22 protein-coding genes and 1 pseudogene are annotated in these 19,625 nt (G+C 70.9%); 11 read left to right on the forward strand and 12 right to left on the reverse strand.

Annotated elements, in window-relative coordinates; genetic code table 11:
• Positions 1-14: 14 nt before the first annotated feature.
• Complete coding sequence (locus OG524_RS20840) at positions 15-287, reverse strand: DUF2530 domain-containing protein (protein ID WP_405389339.1); 273 nt, start codon at positions 285-287, stop codon at positions 15-17.
• A gap of 187 nt (positions 288-474) precedes the next feature.
• Here OG524_RS20840 and OG524_RS20845 point away from each other — a divergent pair, with 187 nt between their 5' ends.
• The gene (locus tag OG524_RS20845) at positions 475-1,935 is read left to right on the forward strand and encodes an NCS2 family permease (RefSeq protein WP_405389338.1); all 1,461 of its coding nucleotides are present in this window, start codon (positions 475-477) and stop codon (positions 1,933-1,935) included.
• Positions 1,936-1,987: 52 nt separating this feature from the next.
• Here the strand turns inward: OG524_RS20845 and OG524_RS20850 are convergent, their stop codons facing one another.
• Positions 1,988-2,203 (reverse strand): hypothetical protein, encoded by a 216-nt coding sequence (locus OG524_RS20850; protein ID WP_405389337.1) that lies wholly within the window; start codon positions 2,201-2,203, stop codon positions 1,988-1,990.
• 134 nt (positions 2,204-2,337) lie between these two features.
• Between OG524_RS20850 and OG524_RS20855 the strand changes: the two genes are divergently transcribed.
• From OG524_RS20855 to thpR, 3 genes are all read left to right on the forward strand, one after another.
• Positions 2,338-2,778, forward strand: a complete 441-nt coding sequence (locus OG524_RS20855; RefSeq protein WP_361890453.1) for a MarR family transcriptional regulator — start codon at positions 2,338-2,340, stop codon at positions 2,776-2,778.
• A gap of 100 nt (positions 2,779-2,878) precedes the next feature.
• Entirely contained in the window at positions 2,879-4,213 is a 1,335-nt protein-coding gene (locus OG524_RS20860) for an MFS transporter (protein ID WP_405389336.1), read from the forward strand.
• 187 nt (positions 4,214-4,400) lie between these two features.
• Entirely contained in the window at positions 4,401-4,973 is a 573-nt protein-coding gene (gene thpR, locus OG524_RS20865) for an RNA 2',3'-cyclic phosphodiesterase (RefSeq protein ID WP_405389335.1), read from the forward strand.
• A gap of 140 nt (positions 4,974-5,113) precedes the next feature.
• Here thpR and OG524_RS20870 read toward each other — a convergent pair whose 3' ends face one another.
• The 4 genes from OG524_RS20870 to OG524_RS20885 form a co-directional block, all read right to left on the reverse strand.
• Complete coding sequence (locus tag OG524_RS20870) at positions 5,114-6,109, reverse strand: aldo/keto reductase (protein WP_405389334.1); 996 nt, start codon at positions 6,107-6,109, stop codon at positions 5,114-5,116.
• A 47-nt stretch (positions 6,110-6,156) separates the two neighbouring features.
• Positions 6,157-7,131, reverse strand: coding sequence for a prolyl aminopeptidase (gene pip, locus OG524_RS20875; protein WP_405389333.1), 975 nt, complete (start codon positions 7,129-7,131; stop codon positions 6,157-6,159).
• Positions 7,132-7,175: 44 nt separating this feature from the next.
• A complete protein-coding gene (locus tag OG524_RS20880) occupies positions 7,176-7,757 on the reverse strand; it encodes a DUF7010 family protein (RefSeq protein WP_405389332.1) in 582 nt (193 codons plus the stop codon).
• Positions 7,758-7,868: 111 nt separating this feature from the next.
• Positions 7,869-8,762, reverse strand: coding sequence for an NADP-dependent oxidoreductase (locus OG524_RS20885; RefSeq protein ID WP_405811485.1), 894 nt, complete (start codon positions 8,760-8,762; stop codon positions 7,869-7,871).
• Positions 8,763-8,916: 154 nt separating this feature from the next.
• On the opposite strand from OG524_RS20885, the gene OG524_RS20890 reads away from it, so the two are divergent.
• Positions 8,917-9,321, forward strand: coding sequence for a winged helix-turn-helix transcriptional regulator (locus tag OG524_RS20890; protein ID WP_405389330.1), 405 nt, complete (start codon positions 8,917-8,919; stop codon positions 9,319-9,321).
• Positions 9,318-9,815: a hypothetical protein gene (locus OG524_RS20895; protein WP_405389329.1), complete on the forward strand. Its 498-nt coding sequence runs from the start codon at positions 9,318-9,320 to the stop codon at positions 9,813-9,815. Before OG524_RS20890 ends, OG524_RS20895 begins: the two co-directional genes overlap by 4 nt.
• A 27-nt stretch (positions 9,816-9,842) precedes the next feature.
• Here the strand turns inward: OG524_RS20895 and OG524_RS20900 are convergent, their stop codons facing one another.
• Both OG524_RS20900 and OG524_RS20905 read right to left on the reverse strand, forming a co-directional pair.
• A complete protein-coding gene (locus tag OG524_RS20900) occupies positions 9,843-11,882 on the reverse strand; it encodes a PA14 domain-containing protein (RefSeq protein ID WP_405811486.1) in 2,040 nt (679 codons plus the stop codon).
• A gap of 81 nt (positions 11,883-11,963) precedes the next feature.
• Entirely contained in the window at positions 11,964-12,737 is a 774-nt protein-coding gene (locus tag OG524_RS20905; protein WP_405393137.1) for an SDR family oxidoreductase, read from the reverse strand.
• A 120-nt stretch (positions 12,738-12,857) separates the two neighbouring features.
• Here OG524_RS20905 and OG524_RS20910 point away from each other — a divergent pair, with 120 nt between their 5' ends.
• The 4 genes and pseudogenes from OG524_RS20910 to OG524_RS20925 all read left to right on the forward strand — a co-directional run bounded on the left by OG524_RS20910 (position 12,858) and on the right by OG524_RS20925 (position 16,095).
• Positions 12,858-13,241, forward strand: coding sequence for a VOC family protein (locus OG524_RS20910; protein ID WP_405811487.1), 384 nt, complete (start codon positions 12,858-12,860; stop codon positions 13,239-13,241).
• Between the two features lie 84 nt (positions 13,242-13,325).
• A pseudogene (locus OG524_RS20915) lies at positions 13,326-13,681 on the forward strand (hypothetical protein).
• Positions 13,682-14,036: 355 nt separating this feature from the next.
• Positions 14,037-14,681: a TetR/AcrR family transcriptional regulator gene (locus tag OG524_RS20920; protein WP_405389326.1), complete on the forward strand. Its 645-nt coding sequence runs from the start codon at positions 14,037-14,039 to the stop codon at positions 14,679-14,681.
• Positions 14,682-14,907: 226 nt separating this feature from the next.
• On the forward strand, positions 14,908-16,095 hold the full coding sequence (locus OG524_RS20925) for a PP2C family protein-serine/threonine phosphatase (RefSeq protein ID WP_405393136.1): 1,188 nt from the start codon (positions 14,908-14,910) through the stop codon (positions 16,093-16,095).
• 101 nt (positions 16,096-16,196) lie between these two features.
• On the opposite strand, the gene OG524_RS20930 is transcribed toward OG524_RS20925, so the two are convergent.
• The 4 genes from OG524_RS20930 to OG524_RS20945 form a co-directional block, all read right to left on the reverse strand.
• A complete protein-coding gene (locus tag OG524_RS20930; RefSeq protein ID WP_405389325.1) occupies positions 16,197-17,150 on the reverse strand; it encodes an endonuclease/exonuclease/phosphatase family protein in 954 nt (317 codons plus the stop codon).
• Between the two features lie 60 nt (positions 17,151-17,210).
• Positions 17,211-17,531: a type II toxin-antitoxin system RelE/ParE family toxin gene (locus OG524_RS20935; RefSeq protein WP_405389324.1), complete on the reverse strand. Its 321-nt coding sequence runs from the start codon at positions 17,529-17,531 to the stop codon at positions 17,211-17,213.
• Positions 17,532-17,534: 3 nt separating this feature from the next.
• Positions 17,535-17,813: a type II toxin-antitoxin system Phd/YefM family antitoxin gene (locus tag OG524_RS20940; RefSeq protein WP_405811488.1), complete on the reverse strand. Its 279-nt coding sequence runs from the start codon at positions 17,811-17,813 to the stop codon at positions 17,535-17,537.
• A gap of 63 nt (positions 17,814-17,876) precedes the next feature.
• Positions 17,877-18,635, reverse strand: a complete 759-nt coding sequence (locus OG524_RS20945) for a GDSL-type esterase/lipase family protein (protein WP_405389322.1) — start codon at positions 18,633-18,635, stop codon at positions 17,877-17,879.
• Here OG524_RS20945 and OG524_RS20950 point away from each other — a divergent pair.
• Entirely contained in the window at positions 18,634-19,620 is a 987-nt protein-coding gene (locus OG524_RS20950; protein WP_405811489.1) for a WD40 repeat domain-containing protein, read from the forward strand. The two genes, OG524_RS20945 and OG524_RS20950, sit on opposite strands and share 2 nt — an antisense overlap.
• Positions 19,621-19,625 lie beyond the last annotated feature (5 nt).

The raw sequence follows: 19,625 nt of genomic DNA on the forward strand, positions 1-19,625 counted from the left end.
CTGTGCCGCCCGCGTCAGCCCTGTGCGCCGGCGTCCCCCGCGGCGGCCGCGGCCCGCTTGATCGCGGCGTCCCGTCCCCGGACGTACCAGATGCCGATCAGTCCGAGTCCGGCACCGGTCAGGCAGGTCCACACCCACCAGCTGTGCCCGTGGTCGTCGAACCACCCGTAGAAGGGGAGCTGCACGAGGAAGAGGACGAACCAGAGGACCGTGCCGCCGGTGATGGTGGCGACGACGGGGCCCTCCAGGGGCTCGGGTGCCTCGTGCTTCGGGGTCCACTTCTCCATGGGCTCAGTCTAGGGCCCCGGTACGCAAGGGCCGGCGAGGCAGACGGCCCAAGGGTCTACGCGCGGAGATAGCGATCTTTCCGTGATGTATTCATACTGAATCTGCTTACGGATGTCTCAATTTATTCGTGTGAACATCCAAAAGTTGACTGATTTCACTCCCTCGATGCACGACTGAAGGTCATACATGTCCCCCTCGGCCACCGCTCAGGTCGACCCCACGCCGCCCCCGGCTCCGCAGCAGCCCTCCGGCGGCCTGGACCGTTACTTCAAGATCTCCGAGCGGGGGTCGTCGGTCGCCCGCGAGGTCCGCGGTGGCTTCGCCACGTTCTTCGCGATGGCGTACATCATCGTGCTCAACCCGATCATCCTGGGCAGCGCGAAGGACATGTACGGGCACCAGCTCGACAGCGGCCAGCTCGTCACGGCCACCGTGCTGACGGCCGCGTTCTCCACGCTCCTGATGGGCGTCATCGGCAATGTGCCGATCGCGCTCGCCGCCGGTCTCGGTGTCAACACCGTCGTCGCCCTCCAGCTCGCGCCCCGCATGAGCTGGGCCGACGCGATGGGCATGGTCGTCCTCGCGGGCATCGTCGTGATGCTGCTCGTCGCGACCGGGCTGCGCGAACGCGTGATGAACGCCGTACCGAAGTCGCTCCGCAAGGGCATCGCGATCGGGATCGGACTGTTCATCCTGCTGATCGGCCTGGTCGACTCCGGCTTCGTCTCCCGCATCCCGGACGCCGCGCACACCACCGTGCCGCTGCAGCTCGGCAACGACGGTCACCTCAACGGCTGGCCCGTCCTGGTCTTCGTCATCGGCACGCTGCTGACCCTGGCGCTGATCGTCCGCAAGGTGCCGGGCGCGATCCTGATCTCCATCGTCGCGATGACCGTCGTCGCGCTGGTCATCGACGCCGTCGCCGACCTCCCGGCCGGTGCCTGGGGGCTGACGGTCCCCGAGTGGCCGGGCAATCCGGTCGCCTCCCCGGACTTCGGGCTGATCGGTGAGGTCAGCCTGTTCGGCGGCTTCGGGAAGGTCGGCTACCTGACCGGCATCCTCTTCGTCTTCACCGTGCTGCTGTCCTGCTTCTTCGACGCGATGGGCACCATCCTCGGTGTCGGCGACGAGGCGAAGCTGATGGACAAGGACGGGCACTTCCCGGGCATCAACAAGGTCCTGTTCATCGACGGCGTGGCCGTCGCCGCGGGCGGCGCGAGCTCCTCCTCCGCAGCGACCTGCTTCGTGGAGTCCACGGCGGGCGTCGGTGAAGGAGCACGCACCGGACTCGCGAGCGTGGTGAGCGGTCTGCTCTTCACGGTGGCGCTGTTCCTGACGCCCCTGGCGACGATGGTCCCCTCGCAGGCCGCCACTCCGGCCCTGATCGCGGTCGGGTTCCTGATCCTCGCGGGCTCCGTGCGCGACATCGACTGGAGCGACTACACGCTCGCGATCCCGGCCTTCCTCGCGATGCTGATGATGCCCTTCACCTACTCGATCACCAACGGCATCGGCATCGGCTTCATCGCCTTCTCCGTGCTGCGTCTGGTGGCGGGCCGCGGCCGTGAGGTCCCGGTGGCCATGTACGCGGTCTCGGCGGTCTTCGTCTTCTACTACGCGATGCCGGCGCTCGGCCTCACGTCGTAGCGTCCGGACGTCGTGGCGTCCGAGGTGTCCACCCCTACGGGGCGGACCTCCGTCAGGTGACCCGGTCGGCCGGGTCCGGGTGACGGGGGTCCGCCCCGTAGAACTTTTCCGTCTCGTCGACGGCCGCGTTGAAGCGCTCGTCGAAATCGTCGCGGACGAGCGTCCGGACCACGTAGTCCTGGACGGTCATGCCGCGTCTGGCGGCGTGCTGGCGGAGCCGGTCGAGCAGCTCACCGTCTATGCGCAGGCTGAGCACTGTCGATCCCATGCCAAGCAGGGTCGCGGCACAGGTGGTCGTTTCGGGGTTGTTTCCGCCTCGTATTCACTCGTTCGGGTGCTCGTTTGCTCGCGCGTGTACCACCGACTGGTCTTTAGTGAAGCTAATGAGTTAGGCTAAGAAACATGCCTGACCTGATCCACGACGGTGACAGTGCCGCCGCCGTGAGCTCCCTTCGCTCCGCCGTGATGCTGCTGGGCCGACGCCTGAAGCATCAGCGCGTCGACGAGTCGCTGAGCCCGACCGAGATGTCGGTGCTCGGCACACTCGCCCGTTGCGGCTCCGCCACTCCGGGTGAGCTTGCCCGCAAGGAGCACGTGCAGCCGCCGTCGATGACCCGCATCGTCGCGCTGCTGGAAGCCAAGGGCCTGGTCAGACTGGAACCGCACCCCGATGACCGTCGGCAGAAGATGGTCAGCCGGACCGAGCAGGCGGAAGCCATGCTCGCCGAGAGCCGCTCCAAGCGGAACGCCTGGCTGGCCGACCTGGCCGAGGGCCTGGACGAGGACGAGTGGGAGAAGCTGCGGGCCGCCGCGCCCGTGCTGGAGAAGCTCGCCCACCTCTGACCCCTGACGGGGCGCGCGGGCCCGCAGTCCGCAGCCCGCAGCGCCCGCCGTCACGTCCTCGTCAGCACGCACGTCGTATACGCCTGAGGAGGCGAACTCTTTGAGTACGGGATCCGGAGCAGACTCCGCCCCCGCACCGACTTCCACCCACGAGAGCAAGACCGGCGGGACCTTCTCGTCGCTGAAGATCCGTAACTACCGCCTGTTCGCCACAGGCGCCGTGATCTCCAACACCGGTACCTGGATGTCCCGCATCACGCAGGACTGGCTCGTCCTGAGCCTCACCGGGTCCGCCGCCGCCGTCGGCATCACCACGGCCCTCCAGTTCCTCCCGATGCTGCTCTTCGGCCTGTACGGCGGCGTCATAGCCGACCGGCTCCCGAAGCGGCGTCTGCTGCTCATCAGCCAGGCAGCGCTCGGTCTGTGCGGTATCGCACTCGCCGTCCTGACCCTCTCCGGCGTCGTCGAGGTCTGGCATGTCTACCTGATCGCGTTCCTGCTCGGCATGGTGACCGTCGTGGACAACCCGGCGCGCCAGTCGTTCGTCTCCGAGATGGTCGGCCCCGCGCAGCTGCGCAACGCCGTCAGCCTGAACTCGGCGAACTTCCAGTCCGCCCGGCTCATCGGCCCCGCCGTCGCGGGTGTCCTGATCACCACGGTCGGCAGCGGCTGGGCCTTCATGTTCAACGGGCTGTCGTTCATCGCCCCGCTCGTCGGCCTGCTCATGATGCGTACGAGCGAGTTCCACGCGTCGGTGACCGTGAAGCGCGCCAAGGGCCAGCTGCGTGAGGGCCTGCGCTACGTGTCCGGCAAGCCCGAGCTGATCTGGCCGATCGTCCTGGTCGGCTTCATCGGTACGTTCGGTTTCAACTTCCCGATCTTCCTGACGGCCTTCGCGGACGAGATCTTCGACGGCGGCGCCGGGATGTACTCGTTCTTCAACATCCTCATGGCGGCCGGCTCCCTGGCCGGAGCCCTGCTCGCCGCCCGCCGCCGCTCGTCGCGGCTGCGGATGCTGGTGGCCGCGGGCACCCTGTTCGGTGTCCTGGAGATCGCCGCGTCGCTGTCGCCGTCCGTCTGGCTGTTCTCGCTGCTGCTCCTCCCGATCGGCATGATCGGTCTGACGACCAACATCAGCGCCAACACGAGTGTCCAGATGGCCGCGGAGCCGGAGATGCGGGGCCGGGTGATGAGCCTCTACATGATGGTCTTCGCCGGGGGTACGCCGGTGGGCGCCCCGATCGTCGGCTGGATCAGCGACGTCTACGGCGCCCGGACCGGCATGGCGGCCGGCGGGGCGATCTCGATGCTGGCCGCGCTCGGTGTGGGCTTCGCCCTGACCCGTGTCGGAGGCCTGCGCATCAAGCTCGACCTGCGCCCGGGCCGCCCGCACGTGCGGTTCGTCCCGCGCGACCAGCTCGCGACGGCTGCCTGAACCGGCCCATGGACGCCGCCCTGCTCCTCGCCGGAGAGGGCGGCGTTCGCGTGTCGGTCGCGGGGGAGGTCGCCGGTCTCCGGCGTGGCCCACGACCGTGCCGGTGATGTCGATCGCGGCGCCGAACCCGAGGCTCAGTGTGCTGGGCCGTACCCAGGACACGCCGGGACGCTGCGACACTCGCCGCATGAGCAGCCAGAGACTCTTCGCCGCCGTCCTGCCGCCCGCGCCCGCGGCGGACGAGCTGGCCGGGGCCGTCGCCCCGCTGCACGGCCTGCCGGGGGCCGTGAATCTTCGCTGGACCGCACGTGCGGGCTGGCACTACACGCTGGCCTTCCTCGGAGACGTCGAGGAGGAGTTGCTGCCCGATCTGTACAGCCGGATGGAGCGGGCCGCGCACCGGACCGAGCCGTTCCCGCTGCGCGTGCACGGCGGCGGCAGGTTCGACGGGCGGGCGCTGTGGGCGGGGGCCGCGGGTGGGCTGGACACGCTGCGGCTGCTGGCCGAGCGGGCCGATGCCGCCGCCCGGCGGGCCGGGGTGTCCATGGAGGAGCACCGCCGCTTCACCCCGCACCTCACCCTGGCCCGCGCCCGTGTCCAGACGGATCTGACGCCGTTCACGGAGGCCCTGGCCGGTTTCGAGGGCCTGCACTGGGAGGCCGGGGAGCTCAGTCTCGTACGCAGTGATCTGCCGGTGGACGGGGTGCCGGGGGAGCAGCCGCGGTACGAGGTGGTGCGGGCCTGGCCGCTGGGGCGCTGAGCGGGCCGGTTACGCTCGTCGGGTGGATCCGAAGACCAGAAACCGCATCATGGCCGCCGTGCTCGTACTGATGTTCGTCGTTGTCGCGGCGGCGTCCGCCCTCGGGGGCTGAGCCCACCGGGGACGGACGCGCGAGCCGGCTACCAGGCGAAGTTCTCCGGCGACGGGCCCGGGCCCGGGAAGATCTCGTCCAGCGCGGTCAGGACCTCGTCCGACAGCTCCAGCTCCACGGCACGCAGTGCGGAGTCGAGCTGTTCCCGGGTACGCGGTCCGGAGATCGGCCCCGTGATCCCCGGGCGGGTCAGCAGCCAGGCCAGGCCGGCCTCGCCGGGCTCCAGACCGTGCTTCTCCAGCAGGTCCTCGTACGCCTGGACCTGGGCCCGCACCTTCGGGTCGGCCAGTGCCTCGGCGGACCGGCCCGAGGTGGACCGGGCGCCGCCGCCCTCGCGCTCCTTGCGGATCGCGCCGCCGAGCAGCCCGCCGTGCAGCGGCGACCACGGGATGACGCCGAGGCCGTACTCCTGGGCGGCCGGGATGACCTCCATCTCGGCCCCCCGCTCCATCAGGTTGTAGATGCACTGCTCGCTGACCAGGCCGTAGCTGCCCCGCTGCCTGGCGACCTCGTTGGCCTGGGCGATCTTGTAGCCCGCGAAGTTGGACGAGCCGGCGTACAGGATCTTGCCCTGCTGGATCAGTACGTCGATGGCCTGCCAGATCTCCTCGATCGGGGTGGACCGGTCGACGTGGTGGAACTGGTACAGGTCGATGTGGTCCGTCTGGAGGCGCTTGAGGCTCGCGTCGACGGCCCGGCGGATGTTGACGGCGGACAGCTTGTCGTAGTTGGGCCACGGGTCGCCCTCGGCGGCCATGCTGCCGTAGACCTTGGTGGCGAGGACGACCTTGTCGCGGCGGTTGCCGCCCTGGGCGAACCAGGTGCCGAGGATCTCCTCGGTGCGGCCCTTGTTCTCGCCCCAGCCGTAGACGTTCGCGGTGTCGAAGAAGTTGACGCCCGCTTCGAGGGCGGCGTCCATGAGGGCGTGGCTGTCGCTCTCGTTGGTCTGGGGGCCGAAGTTCATCGTCCCGAGGACGAGGCGGCTGACTTTGAGTCCGGTGCGTCCGAGCTGCGTGTACTTCATGACCCCCAAGCCAACGCCTTCGAGCGCGCTCGAAGCAAGGGGTGATCTCAGGCGCGCCGCGCGAACCGGTCCAGCGCCGCGAGAACCGCGCGGGTGGTCGCGGGGCCGCCCAGATGGCCCGCGTCCTCGATGACCGTCAGCTCCGCGTCCGGCCAGGCCTTCGCGAGCTCCCACGCGGTGGTCAGCGGCCCGCCCAGGTCGAAGCGGCCGTGCACCAGCACCCCGGGGATTCCGGCGAGGCGGTGCGCGTCGCGGATCAGCCGGCCTTCCTCCAGCCACGCGGCGTGCGCGAAGTAGTGCGCGCAGATCCGTACGAACGCCAGCCGGTCGCGGCCGGGCCGGCCGGCGTACGGGGGCGGGCCGGTGTACGTCTCCATGGACAGGACCGCGTCCTCCCACGCGCACCAGTCCGCCGTCGCTTTCGCCCGTACCTCCGGGTCCGGGCTCTCCGTCCGCCGGGCGTACGCGGCGACGAGGCCGCCCGGCCCCTCCGCCTCCGGGACGCCCGCCCGGAAGAGGTCCCAGGCCTCGGGGAAGATCTGCCCGGCGCCCCGGTAGAGCCAGTCGATCTCGCTGCGCCGGGTCGTCGTCACTGCCGGGATCACGATCTCGGAGACCCGCTCCGGGTACCGCTCGGCGTACGCCAGGATCAGGGTGGAGCCCCAGGAACCCCCGTACAGCAGCCAGTTGTCGATGCCGAGGCGGGTGCGCAGCCGCTCCATGTCGGCGATCAGGTGGGCCGTCGTGTTGTGCCGCAGGTCGGCGGCCGGGTCGCTCGCGTGGGGGGTGGAGCGGCCGCAGTTGCGCTGGTCGAAGAGGACCACGCGGTACAGGTCCGGGTCGAAGTACCGGCGGGCCCGGGGAGCGCATCCGGAGCCGGGGCCGCCGTGGACGACGAGGGCGGGCTTGCCCGCCGGATTGCCGCAGACCTCCCAGTACACGAGGTTGCCGTCGCCGACGTCGAGCATGCCCCCGTCGTGGGGCTCGATGGGCGGGTACTTCCCGTCCGGCTCACGGTCCACGGTGGCGTCCTCCTCGGCCTCGGCTGCGAAGGGGATCAGCGTAGTCAGCCCTTGACGGCCACGTGGTACGCGGACGCCCACAGGGTCGCCGCGGAGGCCAGGCCCACGACGGCCCGCACGCCCTCGTCGGACAGTCCCGCCGCGATGAGTGCGAGCCCGACGACCGCCACGGCACTCAGCACGATCGCCGTCACCCGGTACTGCCACTGGTCGTAGAGGCGGGCGAGCGGGAAGAAGTGCAGGCCCACCACCAGGGCCACGGCGGGCGGGACGAAGGCCGGGTGGCCGGAGGCGTTGGACGCCGCGACGGCCGCGAAGACCGCCGCGAGCTCGACGACGTTGACGATGCCGACCGAACGCGCCCAGTTGTCCGGCAGGTTCACCGACCGGGGCGACGGCGCCGCCCCCTCGCGGTACGCGAGGAAGACCGCCACGGCCGCGAGGGGCACGGCGGCGATCCCGACGGCCAGGGCCGCACCGGACGACGCCAGTCCGGACGCGCCTGCGAAGGCCCAGACGAGCGCGAACACCGACAGGACGACGGTGCCGCGGCGGCGCAGGGTGCGCGTGAGCGCCACACACTCGGCGTCCGTGCCCCATGAAGGCGAGGACGTGGGCTGGATCATTCGGCTGAGAGTACAGCGGTTATCGGCCGCGTTCGGCGGTTTCGGCCAGGAGGGAGGACGCCTCCACTTACGGAGGCGGTCCGTCCGCCCGCCCCTCCTGACCAGTCGTTTTCAGGGGACCAGGACGAGCCGTCCCCGTGCACCGCCCTCCGCGAGACGGCGGTACGCCTCGGGTGCCTGCTCCAGGGGGTACGTACGTGCCACCCGGGGGGTCAAGGCGCCCTCGTCGACCAGCTTCACCAGCTCGGCGAGCCGGTTGCCGTCGGCGGCCACCTCGACGGCCCGGACCCGGATGCCCCGCACGCCCAAAGGGCCGGCGTGCGGGATGACGCCCACGTAGTCACCACCGTCCCGGACGTGCGCCAGGGCGTCGGCGCCCAGCACGGCCGCGTCGAGCACCGCGTCGAACGGGCCCGCCGGTGCGCCGCGTTCCACGAACCGGTCCGCGCCGAAGGACCGTACGAGCTCCTCGTCGGCGGCTCCGGCCACCCCGATCACCGTGATCCCGGCCCGGTGGGCGAGCTGCACCGCGTATCCGCCGACCGCGCCCGCCGCACCCGTGACCAGCAGGGTGGATCCGGGGGCCGGGTCCAGCAGGTCGAGCGCCTGCGCGGCGGTCAGGGTGTTCAGCGGCACGCTCGACGCGAGGACCGCGTCCACCGAGGCCGGGGCGGGCGCGACCGCCGAGCTGTCCACCACCACGTGCTCGGCCTGGGCCTTGACCGTCCCCGGCCCGTAGGCCAGCGCCACCACCTCGGCCCCGGCGGCGAACGGCGTCCCCGCGCCCACCGCGTCCACGGTTCCCGCCACATCCCAGCCGAGCCCCAGCAGGCCGTTCTCGGGCAGCGGCACGAGGACACCGGCGCCGTACGCCGCGTCCACCGGGTTGAGGGCCGCCGCCGTCACCTTGATCCGTACCTGACCCGGACCCGGCTCGGGCAGTGCCGTCTCCACGACCTCCACGACCTCGGGGCCGCCGAACGACTTGACCACCACAGCACGCATGTCGATATCTCCCTGAATCCGTGAGCCGCTGAACCACCGCGGACGGTGCGGGTTTCTCCCGCCCCACAAACCTAGGAAGAGTTACTCTCTTTCGGTAAGTACGTACTTCGAGGTGCGTAGGCCACCCACAGGTAGGACCGGAGGCAGCGGGCCCATGGCGACACGCACGGCGGCGCAGCGCCGCGAGGAAGCCCGATCCGCGTACGACGCGTTCCTCAGGGAGTGCCCGACCAACCAGTTGCTCGGCCGCCTCGGCGACAAGTGGGTCAGCCTCATCGTCAGCGCCCTGCGCGAGGGCCCGATGCGCTACAGCGACCTCGGCCGCAGGATCGCCGGGGTGAGCCAGAAGATGCTGACCCAGTCGCTGCGCGCACTGGAGCGCGACGGCCTCGTCACGCGCACCGTGACGCCGTCCGTGCCCGTCCGCGTCGACTACGAGCTGACGGACCTCGGGCACAGTCTGAGCGATCTGCTGTTCGCGGTGAAGACCTGGGCGGAGACCCACTTCGACCAGGTCCACGAGGCCCGTGAGCGGTACGACGAGGAGGCCGCGGCATGAACGCCACCGCGCGTGTACTGGCCGTGCTGGACGAGCTGCTCGCCTCCGCCGCACCCGGCGAACGCGGAGCCCTGTGGCATCTCGCCGAACAGGGGCGGGAGTTGGACGCCAACGTCGTGCACCTGCCACCGGACGCCGGGGTGGGCGAGCACCAGGAGGACGTCCTGGACGTGCTGCTGGTCGTCCTCGCGGGCGGCGGCAGCCTGCGTACGGGTGGCGGCACCCTGGACCTCGCCCCGACCACGGTCACCTGGCTGCCCCGCACCTCCCGCCGCGCCCTGGAGGCGGGGCCGGAGGGGCTGACGTATCTGACGGTGCACCGCCGCCGTCCGGGGCTGACGATCAAGCCGGCCGTCCGGGCCCCGGAGACGGCGTACGAGGGCGGCGAGGCCCCGTGCATGCTGGACCTGGTCTGCCCGGGGTGCGGACGGCTGTCGGCGGACCGGAATCCCGCGTTCTGCAGTGCCTGCGGGGAGCCGTACCCGGGGCGTTGACCGACGGCCCGGGTACGGCTTCCGGGCTCAGGCGATCGCGCCGGCGATCTCGGTCGCGCCCGACTCCGTGCCGTCCGCGTACAGGACGGTGAAGCGGTAGAAGAGCGTGGTCGCCTTCGGCTGGTCGGCGTCGTGCCACGACATGGGGTAGGAGATCTCGCCCGTGCCGAGGAGGTCGAACGTCCCTGTCGCCGGGTTCCAGCGGCGGACGTTGAACCCGGTGGCCTCGCTGCCGTTCTCGTTCGTGGTGTCTTCGAGGTACAGGTTGAAGTAGCTCGGCCCGTTGGGGTGGATCCAGGTGAAGGGCGAGCCGGTGGCGGGCGGCACGGTCGGACGGAGGTCCAGCTCGGTGACAGCGGTGACGGCCGCGCCGGTGTCCGGGGTGAGCTGGTTGCCGTACTGGTCGACGCCCACGACGGCGTAGCGCACCTGCTGGCCGTCGGCGGGCGTGATGTCGTGCCAGGTCGTCCCGGTGAGCCACGGTCGTTCGTTGGTGCGGTCGCCCACCGGGGTCCAGTCCCACCGCCCGTCGGCGAACGTGCCGCGCAGCACCCGGTAGTGGGCGAGGGACGGGTCGCCGCTCGCCTTCCAGGAGACCGTGACGCCGTTCTCCGTGGGGACCGTGGTGACGCCCTCGATCGCGGCGGGCGCGGTCGTGTTGCCCGCGACGGCGACCTGGAGGTCGGTGGACGAGGTGCCCGGGTTGCCCTCCCAGTCCTTGGCGACCACCCAGTAGTAGTAGGTGGTGCCGGGCTTCACGGTGTTGTCGACGAAGGTGGTGGTGCCCTTCAGCCCCTGGGCGATCTCCCACACCGTGATTCCGCCGGCGCGCGGCTTGAGCGACCGGAAGACCGACCAGCCCGCGAAGTCGGAGCTGGTCCCCTCGGAGGCGTCCCAGGTGACGGTGACGCCGGTCTCGCCTTCCGTGACCCGGGTGCCGAGCGGGGTTTCGACCGGGCCGGTCAGGTCGTCGCTGTAGTACATGGCGGTGCCCGAGGCCGGGGACTCGTTGCCGTGGGTGTCGACGGCGGTGACGACGTAGTAGTAGACGTCACCGGTCTGCGGCAGCGGTCCGCTGTACCCGCCGCCCGTGGAGGCCAGCCGGTTTTCTGGGGTGAGGGCGACCGGCTGGGAGGTCGAGCGGTAGACCCGGTACTCGGCGAGGTCGGACTCGGTGTTGCTGTCCCAGTAGAGGGTGATCCTGGTGGGGCTGCCCATGGCCCAGTTGTCCTCGACGCCCTTCGGGGCGGCGGGGGCGGTGTGGTCGACGGTGGTGACGCCGAGGTCGGCGGTGCCCGAGGAGGTGTTGCCGGCCTTGTCGTAGGCGCGGACCTCGTAGTAGTAGACGTTGCCGTCCTTCGGGACGGCCGTGTCGGTCCACGAGGTGGCCGTCGTGGTCGCGAGGGGCTTCGTGGGGTAGGCGGCGCCCTTCAGCCGGCGGTACACGCGGTACCCGGCGAGGTCCATCTCCTTGTTCGCCGCCCAGCTGACCTTCGTGGACGTGGTCGTCGTGCTGTACACCGCGGTGGTCCCGGTGGGGACGAGGGGCTTGACCTTGTCGACGGTCGCGGTGGTGCGCGGCGTGTACGCGAACTTGACGTTCGCGGCGCCCGTCCAGTTGACGAAGTCGACGCGGAGACTGTGCTTGCCCGACGGGATGGTCAGGTTGACGGTCCTGGAGACGGCGGTGGAGACGTTCTTCCACACGTCGACCTTGCGGACGCCGTCGACGTAGACGCGGATGCCGTCGAGGGAGGTGGCGGTGAAGGCGAAGGGCCCACCGGAGCCGAAGTCGCGGGTCATGGACCAGCGGACGCCGAAGTCGTTGGAGGGCATGCCCTGGTAACCGGGCGCGCCGGTACCCCAGTTCTGGTCGATCACGGAATCGCAGTCCGTGCCCTTGGGGGTCCCGGTGAAGGTGGTGTTCGCGTAGAACGTCCGCGTGAAGACGGGCGACGCGCAGGTCACGGCGGCGGACGCGGGGGCTGCCGCGGTGAGCAGGCCGCCCGCGGCGGCGAGTACGACGGCGCTCGCGGTGGCGACCGTCGTTCCTCTGGGTCGGTTCATGCGTTCCTTCGGTCTTGATCGTCTGCGGCAGGAATGCGACTGCCGATGATCAGGACTCGCGAGGAAACGCCATGGTTGTAGTCACTGGCCGAGGCCGCCGTTGCTCTTCAGCAGCTGGCCGTTGACCCACTGCCCCTGCGGTGAGCAGAGGAAGTCCACGAGGTGCGCGGTGTCCTGCGGGGTGCCGAGCCGGCCGAGCGGGGTGGCAGCGGTGAGCCCCTCCTTCGCCTCGGGGGACATCCAGCCCGTGTCCACCGGGCCGGGGTTGACGGTGTTGGCGGTCACGCCGAGGTGGGAGAGCTCGTGCGCGGCGGCCAGGGTGATGCGGTCCAGGGCGCCCTTGCTGGCCCCGTAGGGGACGTTGCCGACCGTGTGGTCGCTGGTGAGGGCGACGATCCGGCCGGTGCCGGGTGCACCGCGGAAGCGCAGGCCGAATTCGCGGATCATCAGCCAGGTGGCACGGGCGTTCACGGCGAAGTGCCGGTCGAAGCTCTCGATGGTGGTGTCGAGCAGCCCGGAGTCCACCGACTCGCAGTGGCACATCACGAGCGCGGTGACGGGCCCCAGGCGGCGCTCCGTCTCGTCGTAGATCCGGGAGGGGGCGTCCGGGTCGCTCAGGTCCGCCTCGATCGCCGCGTGCGCCGCGCCGTGCTCGGTGAGCGTCCGGACGATCGCCTCGGTGGCCCCCCGCTCCACGCCCCAGTCCATGCGCCGGTCGTAGGGGCTCCAGTAGGTGAAGGCGATGTCCCAGCCCGACGCCGCGAGCTGCCGGGCGATGCCCGCGCCGATCCCGACGGTGCGGCCCACTCCGGTGATCAGGGCGAGCGGGCGGCGTACGGAGTCGTTCTCGTCCATGAGGGTCACAGACCGGAATGGTGCGGGACGCCCGCGGGCGGGGCAACTCCTTTGCGTCCGGCCGGACATGTCCGTGGCCGGGACGTGCCGGGCACTGAGGGCCGTACATACACTGGCGGTATGGCATGCCGCATCAGTGAGCTGGTCATCGAAGCCGCCGACCCCGAGCGGCTCGCCGTCTTCTGGGGCGGGGTGCTCGGCTACGTCGAACTCGGCCGCGAGGACGACGGAAGCATCGAGATCGGGCCGCCCGACGCCGGCTTCGGCGGCCTGCAGCCCACTCTCGTCCTCAGCCCCGGCAGCACCCCGAAGGCCGAGCAGCTACGACTGCACATCGACGTCAACGCCACCGACCGCGACCAGGACGCCGAGTTGGAACGCCTGCTCGCCCTCGGCGCCCGGTCGGCCGACGTCGGCCAGACCGGCGAGGAGGACTGGCACGTCCTGGCCGACCCGGAGGGCAACGAATTCTGCCTCCTGCGCACCCGGCTCCAGCCCCGCTGACCAGTGCGGCGCCTGGCCGACGGCCACCCGCCCGAGGAAGGCGGACCAGGCGGCGGGGGCCGGGACGGCCAGGTCCTCGGAGTCCTGCGGCACACGGGTATCCACTTCGACGCCGTACGTATCGCCGGGCTGACGGGCGAGCAAGTGGCGTACGAGCTGATGCCGTTCGCGGACTTCTGCGCGGGTCCGATCGTCCGGTCCGGTATCGGTGGGCGGAGCATGTACTTCCTGTTGCCGCCGCAAACCGGAGCGGCGTACAGGTGGCCGGCCGGGCGCGGCTGATGGGCCGGGACGCGCGGTGCGACGTGTTCGTGAGGGTGCCCGTACCGGACGGCCGGACGTGGCCTCCGGACCGGCGTTCGCGGCCCACCGCCGAGGCGCCGTTCGTGGAGGCCGGATTGCTGCACGAGTTGGCGAGCATGACCCTGAAGGGTGCCTGATCGAATACCTGTGCTCGGGGCATATGCGTAGAGGGTGCTTACGCGGTGCAGTAGCGTGATCGTGTCATTACGCTCTGTGCGCACGCGTGCGCGGGCGGCCCCGGGGTGTGCTTTTTCACGGGGTGGTGGCGCTCAACGACCCACGGGCGGCCGGGTCCTGTCGGTGCGTGGGCTTTCAGGGGTTGCTCGTACCGGTGGTCCTGCCGAGGTGACGGCGCGGCGGGACGCGGGGCTCGGCGAGGGTGAGAACAATGGCGTAGGCGCCACGCAGAGGTGACGAAACCCTCTTCCGCGCTCGCGACCCCGCTCAGCCGCCGCCGCGACAGTCGGAGATGTGGCAGACGAAGGAGGACCCGTGGTGGATGTTCCGGTGGACCAGCTGACCGGCACGGTCGACAGGGCTCGTGTGCGGGCCCGAGCGCAGCTTCTTGACGCGGGGCGGGAGATGTTCGGCGTCTACGGCTACGCGCAGACGTCGGAACAGGCGCTGTGCGAGGTGGCCGGAGTCCCGGAGGAAGTGCTCTGGGAGGAGTTCGGCTCCCGGGAGGGTGTGCTGATCACCCTGCACAACGAGGTGACGACGAGCGGACTGCGAGCGGCGGAAAAGGCCCTGTTGTCGGAGGGGATGGACGACTGCCCGGTGGAGCAGCGGTTCCGGATCCTGTTCGACGCGTACGTGTCGGCGGTGACCCGGGATCTGCGCGAGGCCCGGGTGACGTTCGTCGAGGTGCTGGGTGTGAGCCCGGCCGTCGACGAGCACTGCAAGCGGTGGCGGGACCTGTGGGCCGACTTCCTGACCGGTGAGGCCGAGCGGGCGGCGGTGCGCGGCGAGGCGGAGGAACGGGACCACCGGGTGGTGGTGATGGTGATGGTCGGCACCGTGCACGAGCTCATGGCCCACCACAGCCGCCGCCCCCGCAGGGCCCGTCCGGAAGAGGTGTCGGCGGAGCTGACCCAGCTGGGGCTGGCGATGCTGGGGATCCAGGGGGCGGCCGGGTAGCGGTCCGACGGGGCCAAGGGTGACCTGCGGCGTGTGACATGCCGCTGATGGCCCTAAATGGGAACTTCGGGACGGTCGACGGGGCACGCTGTGGTCGGTTCGCCACGGTCGTCTCGGGAGCCCGTGGGTGTTCGGTGTGGCCGGTGGCTTCGGGCCGTTGGCGCACCCCAGGGCGAGAGGCGTCGTGAAGCACTCCGGGATCGACTACGAGACGGTGTTCCAGGCGATGCCGGGCGCGGTCACCCTGCTCACCACCGGCCTGGTGTACGTCGACGCCAACGAGGCGTTCCTCCAGATGTCGGGGCGCACCCGTGACCAGCTGATCGGCCGCTATCTGTTCGACGTGTTCCCCGACAACCCCAACGATCCCGCCGCGACCGGCATGCGCAACCTCCAGGCGTCGCTGCTGCGGGTGGCCGCCACCGGAGAGCGGGACGCCATGGCGCTGCAGCGCTACGACGTCGAGCGGCCCGGCCGGCCCGGTGAGTGGGAGGAGCGGTACTGGAGCCCGGTCAACGCCCCGATCCTCGGCCCGGACGGGCAGGTGGTGCTGCTCCTGCACCGGGTGGAGGAGGTCACCGAGCTCATCCATGCCCGGGGTGGGCGGAACGGCGGTGACCGGTCCAAGGGGCTGGAGGCCGAGCTGTTCACCCGGGCCCAGGAGCTGCAGGAGGTCAACGAGCGGCTGCGCCGGGCCCACGCCCACGAACGCGAGGTCGCCCTGCGACTTCAGGCGGCGATGCTGCCCACGCCCGGACCGCTCGGCCCCCGGTGGGGTGCTGTGCGCTACCGGCCGGCGGTCGGGGCGCTGAACGTGTGCGGCGACTGGTACGACCTGGCCGAGCTGCCCGACGGGCGCTTCGCGGTCGCGGTCGGGGACGTCGTCGGCCACGGTCTGACCGCGGCCTGCGTCATGGGGCAGCTCCGGAGCGCACTCAGCGCGGCCGTGCGTGTGGCCGACGGCCCCGCGGCCGCCCTCGACGCACTCGACCTCTACGCCCGCTCGGTCGACGGCGCCGAATCCACCACCGCTCTGCAGGCGGTGATCGACTACGACCACCGCACCGTCACCTACAGCAGTGCCGGTCATCCTCCGCCTGCCCTGCTCCATGCCGACGGCGGCATCGAATTCCTCGACCGGGCCACCGATCCGCCGCTCGGCGCCCGTATCGAAGACGTTCCCCGTGTCCAGGCCGAAGCCGCCTACTCCGAGGGCGCCACCCTCGTCCTCTACACCGACGGACTCGTGGAGCGCCGCCACGAGGACATCGACACCGGCCTTCAGCGGCTCGCCGACTGCCTCGGCCGGCACGCGTCGGCCGATCCGGACTCCGTCGCCGACGCCCTGCTGTCAGAAGTCATTCCACCGTCCGGCAACACGGACGACACCGCTCTGGTCGTCATCCGACTCTGAACCGCCGCAGGACGCGGCACCCTCAGGCGGCGGCCGGGGTCAGGTGGACGCCTGCCGACCGGGCAGCGTGTGCGTCAGGAGGAATTCGGTCGCCCGGGCGATCAGAACCTGATGTGGGCGGCCACGGGCAGGTGGTCGCTTCCCGTCGCGGGCAGGGTCCAGACGCGGGTGACCGTCGCCGACCGGGCCATGGCCTGGTCGATCCGGGCCAGGGGCAGCTTCGCCGGCCAGCTGAACGCGAAATCGGAGGCGGGCCCGTCGAGTTGTGAGGCGACCGGCTCCAGACCCCGGTCGTCCAGGGTGCTGTTGAGGTCCCCGAGGAGGATCACCCGGTCCAGGGGCTCGGCGGCGAGGGCCGCACCGAGGAGGACCGCGCTCTCGTCCCGCAGGCCGGCGCTGAATCCGCCGCTCAGGCCCAGCCGGACGGAGGGCAGGTGGGCGACGTACACGGCGACCTCGCCCTGTGCCGTCCGGGCGGTCGCCCGCAGTCCGCGGTCCCAGCCGTCCCCGACGGCCTTCGGCTTGATGTCCGCCTGCCGTATGCCGGACAGGGGGTACTTCGACCAGAGCCCGACCGTGCCCTGCGTCGCGCGGTGCGGGTAGTCCGCCGACAGGGCGGCCTCGTACGCGGGCAGGGCGGCGGGCGTGAGCTCCTCCAGGGCGACGAGGTCGGCGTCGGCCCCGAGCAGAGTGCGTACGGTGCCCGCCGGATCCGGGTTCTCGTCGCTGACGTTGTGCTGGAGCACCGTGAGCGTGTGCGGGGAGTCGTCGCCCGGGAGCAGCAGGCCACCGAAGAGGACGAGCCAGGCGACGGCCGGGAGCAGTGTCGCGGCCAGGGCCACGTACGAGCGGCGCAGCACGGCCAGGACGAGCACGACGGGAACGGCCACGCCCAGCCAGGGCAGGAACGTTTCGAGGAGGCTGCCCACGTGCCCCGGGGTCCCGGGGACCACGGAGTGGAAGACCAGGAGGAGGGCGACCAGGACGGAGAGCACCCCGAGGACCCGCCCCCGCCGCCCGCTCCACGGTGCTCTGCTGTTCGCCGCCTTCGTCATCGCCCCGCCCGGTCCCCGTCGGTCTTCGTCACACCGTGCCGGAGGGCACGACGTCGCACGTTACGACGACGCGGTGATCACCGGCCCGGTTCCGGACGCCTGTTCAGAGGTGCGGTAGAGGTCGCGCCGGTTGCCCACGGTCAGGACCCACAGGATCAACTGCCCGTCCTCGACGGTGTACACGGCGCGGTAGTCGCCGATCCGCAGCCGCCACCGCCCCGGACGACCTTGAAGGGCCTTGACGTCGAAGGCGCTGGTGTCGCCGGCGTCCAGGGCCTTCTGGAGGTCGCTGAGGCGCATGAGGACACGCAAGGCGTCCTGGCGAGTGATCTTGAGCAGATCCCGCTGTGGGTGCGGGGTGAAACGCGTGACGTAGCCCATGGATCAGGGTGCCGAGCGGATGAGCGCGGCCATGTCCTCCAAGGAGACCGACCCCTTTGTGCCTCCGGACTCGGCTTCATCCGCGAGCCGGTTCAGCCAGGCGTCATCGAACAGGGCCGCGGCCTCACGCAGCCGACGGTATTCGTCGATGTCGACCAGCACGGCTTCGCTCTTCCCGCGTCGCGTGATGATGGTCGGAGTGTCGTCGCGGCGGGCGCGGTCTATCACGTCCGCGAGGTGCCGACGGACTTCCGCCATGGACTCGGTCACCGGTTCGCTCATGTATCCAAAGTGACAGATGTACATCTGTTACGCGTCTTGGATCCTGTCCCGCCCGGCCGCACCTCAGGCGTAGGCCGGCGATCCCGCGTACGGGCCGCCCACTTCCCAGGCCTGGTGCATCGCGTCCGCGAAGGCCCCGGCAATTTTGTGCTCGCCGCCGGGACCGGGGTGCGTGCCGTCGTAGGTGTCCGAGTGGATGTCGTAGCCCGTGGGGTGCGAGGCCAGCAGGAGCGGGGAGCGGGGGTCGTCGAGGTCGGTGACCGCCTTGGCGAGCAGCGTGTTGAAGCGGGCGCACTCGTCGGCGAAGGGGGCGTCGGACTCGGCCCGTATGTTCGGTATCACCGGGAGCAGCACCATCTTGACGTGCGGGTTCGCGGACCGGGCGGCGGCGATGAAGGCCCGTGCGTTGCGGGCCGTCTGCTCGCTGTCCGTGTAGAAGCCGAGGTCGATCAGGCCGAGCGAGACGAGCAGGATGTCCGCGCGGGTCGCCGTGACCGTGTCCGCGATGACCGGGGCCATGTGGAGCCAGCCCTCGCCCCAGCCGGCCAGGTGCCGCCTCGCGGGGGCGGGGAAGGCCGGGTCGCCGTAGGTGTGGCAGAGCGGGGCGTTCGCGCCGGTGTCGTACAGCTCGGTGCGCGGGCCCGTGATCGCGTACCCACCCTCGCCGAAAGTTGCTTCCAGGTGCTGCCACATGCGGTAACGCCAGGTGAAGTCGCCGGTACGCCCGATGGTCATGGAGTCGCCGACGAAGAGAAAACGCATGGCGACATCATGGCCGATCACCACTCCGGGCTGATACGTGACAGTGGACACTTGTGCCATGAGATCGCTGACTGTCTGCGCCGCCGCCGCCCTCCTGTTCCTTGCCGGGGCGGTGCCCGCTGTGGCGGACGACGGGGACGGGGCCGACCGGACCTTCACGATCGAGGACCCCCGGATCAAGGAGTCCAGCGGCCTCGCCGCCAGCCGGATCCACCCGGGCGTCTACTGGACGCACAACGACAGCGACGACGGGCCGTACGTCTACGCCGTCGACTCCCGGACCGGGAAGACCGTCGCGACGATCACCCTGCGGGGGGTGGGGGAGCCCCGTGACGTGGAGGCGATCTCGATCGGACCGGACGGGAACCTGTACGTCGGCGACATCGGCGACAACCTCGACGGGTCCTGGGACCACGTCTGGATCTACCGCTTCCCCGAGCCGAAGAAGCTCGCGGACGCCACCGTGCAGGCCACGCAGTTCGACGTGAAGTACGCCGACGGGGCGCGCAACGCCGAGGCGCTGATGGTCCACCCGAAGACGGGCCGTGTGTACGTCGCCTCCAAGAACGAGGACGGCGGCGGCCTCTACGAGGGACCCGCGAAGCTCACCACCGGCGGGGCCAACGTGTTCCGGCGGGTGGGCGAGGTGCCGTGGGTGACGGACGGGGCGTTCTCACCGGACGGCAAGGACCTGGTGCTGCGCTCCTACTTCAGTACCCGGGGCTACGCCTTCGAGGACGGCCGGCTCGGTGCGGACTACCGGGTGAGCGTGCCGCTCCAGGGGCAGTCCGAGTCGGTGACGTTCACGGCGGACGGCTCGGCGATGATGTTCGGCTCGGAGGGGGAGCGGAGCGAAGTGGTGCGGGTGGACGTCGAGGGCGGCGGGAACGGCGGGGGCGGGACCAGGGTGCCCACGCGCGAGGGCTCGGGGGGCGGCGCGGAGTCGTCCGACGGGGGTGGCCCCTCCGTGACCGGGGGCGCGGTGCTCCTGGGCGTGATCGTACTGGCCGTCATCGGCGTCAGGCGGCGGCGCGGCCAGCGGTGACCCGT

It is taken from the genome of Streptomyces sp. NBC_01520 (assembly GCF_045040375.1).
GTDB lineage: Bacteria > Actinomycetota > Actinomycetes > Streptomycetales > Streptomycetaceae > Streptomyces.

What these genes read in the sequence shown, in the direction of transcription:
- OG524_RS20840 (WP_405389339.1), bottom strand. Translation starts at nt 287, where the DNA reads ATGGAGAAGTGGACCCCGAAGCACGAGGCACCCGAGCCCCTGGAGGGC.
- OG524_RS20845 (WP_405389338.1), top strand. Translation starts at nt 475, where the DNA reads ATGTCCCCCTCGGCCACCGCTCAGGTCGACCCCACGCCGCCCCCGGCT.
- OG524_RS20850 (WP_405389337.1), bottom strand. Translation starts at nt 2,203, where the DNA reads ATGGGATCGACAGTGCTCAGCCTGCGCATAGACGGTGAGCTGCTCGAC.
- OG524_RS20855 (WP_361890453.1), top strand. Translation starts at nt 2,338, where the DNA reads ATGCCTGACCTGATCCACGACGGTGACAGTGCCGCCGCCGTGAGCTCC.
- thpR (WP_405389335.1), top strand. Translation starts at nt 4,401, where the DNA reads ATGAGCAGCCAGAGACTCTTCGCCGCCGTCCTGCCGCCCGCGCCCGCG.
- OG524_RS20870 (WP_405389334.1), bottom strand. Translation starts at nt 6,109, where the DNA reads ATGAAGTACACGCAGCTCGGACGCACCGGACTCAAAGTCAGCCGCCTC.
- OG524_RS20880 (WP_405389332.1), bottom strand. Translation starts at nt 7,757, where the DNA reads ATGATCCAGCCCACGTCCTCGCCTTCATGGGGCACGGACGCCGAGTGT.
- OG524_RS20885 (WP_405811485.1), bottom strand. Translation starts at nt 8,762, where the DNA reads ATGCGTGCTGTGGTGGTCAAGTCGTTCGGCGGCCCCGAGGTCGTGGAG.
- OG524_RS20890 (WP_405389330.1), top strand. Translation starts at nt 8,917, where the DNA reads ATGGCGACACGCACGGCGGCGCAGCGCCGCGAGGAAGCCCGATCCGCG.
- OG524_RS20895 (WP_405389329.1), top strand. Translation starts at nt 9,318, where the DNA reads ATGAACGCCACCGCGCGTGTACTGGCCGTGCTGGACGAGCTGCTCGCC.
- OG524_RS20900 (WP_405811486.1), bottom strand. Translation starts at nt 11,882, where the DNA reads ATGAACCGACCCAGAGGAACGACGGTCGCCACCGCGAGCGCCGTCGTA.
- OG524_RS20905 (WP_405393137.1), bottom strand. Translation starts at nt 12,737, where the DNA reads ATGGACGAGAACGACTCCGTACGCCGCCCGCTCGCCCTGATCACCGGA.
- OG524_RS20910 (WP_405811487.1), top strand. Translation starts at nt 12,858, where the DNA reads ATGGCATGCCGCATCAGTGAGCTGGTCATCGAAGCCGCCGACCCCGAG.
- OG524_RS20925 (WP_405393136.1), top strand. Translation starts at nt 14,908, where the DNA reads ATGCCGGGCGCGGTCACCCTGCTCACCACCGGCCTGGTGTACGTCGAC.
- OG524_RS20930 (WP_405389325.1), bottom strand. Translation starts at nt 17,150, where the DNA reads ATGACGAAGGCGGCGAACAGCAGAGCACCGTGGAGCGGGCGGCGGGGG.
- OG524_RS20935 (WP_405389324.1), bottom strand. Translation starts at nt 17,531, where the DNA reads ATGGGCTACGTCACGCGTTTCACCCCGCACCCACAGCGGGATCTGCTC.
- OG524_RS20940 (WP_405811488.1), bottom strand. Translation starts at nt 17,813, where the DNA reads ATGAGCGAACCGGTGACCGAGTCCATGGCGGAAGTCCGTCGGCACCTC.
- OG524_RS20950 (WP_405811489.1), top strand. Translation starts at nt 18,634, where the DNA reads ATGAGATCGCTGACTGTCTGCGCCGCCGCCGCCCTCCTGTTCCTTGCC.
- OG524_RS20945 (WP_405389322.1), bottom strand. Translation starts at nt 18,635, where the DNA reads ATGGCACAAGTGTCCACTGTCACGTATCAGCCCGGAGTGGTGATCGGC.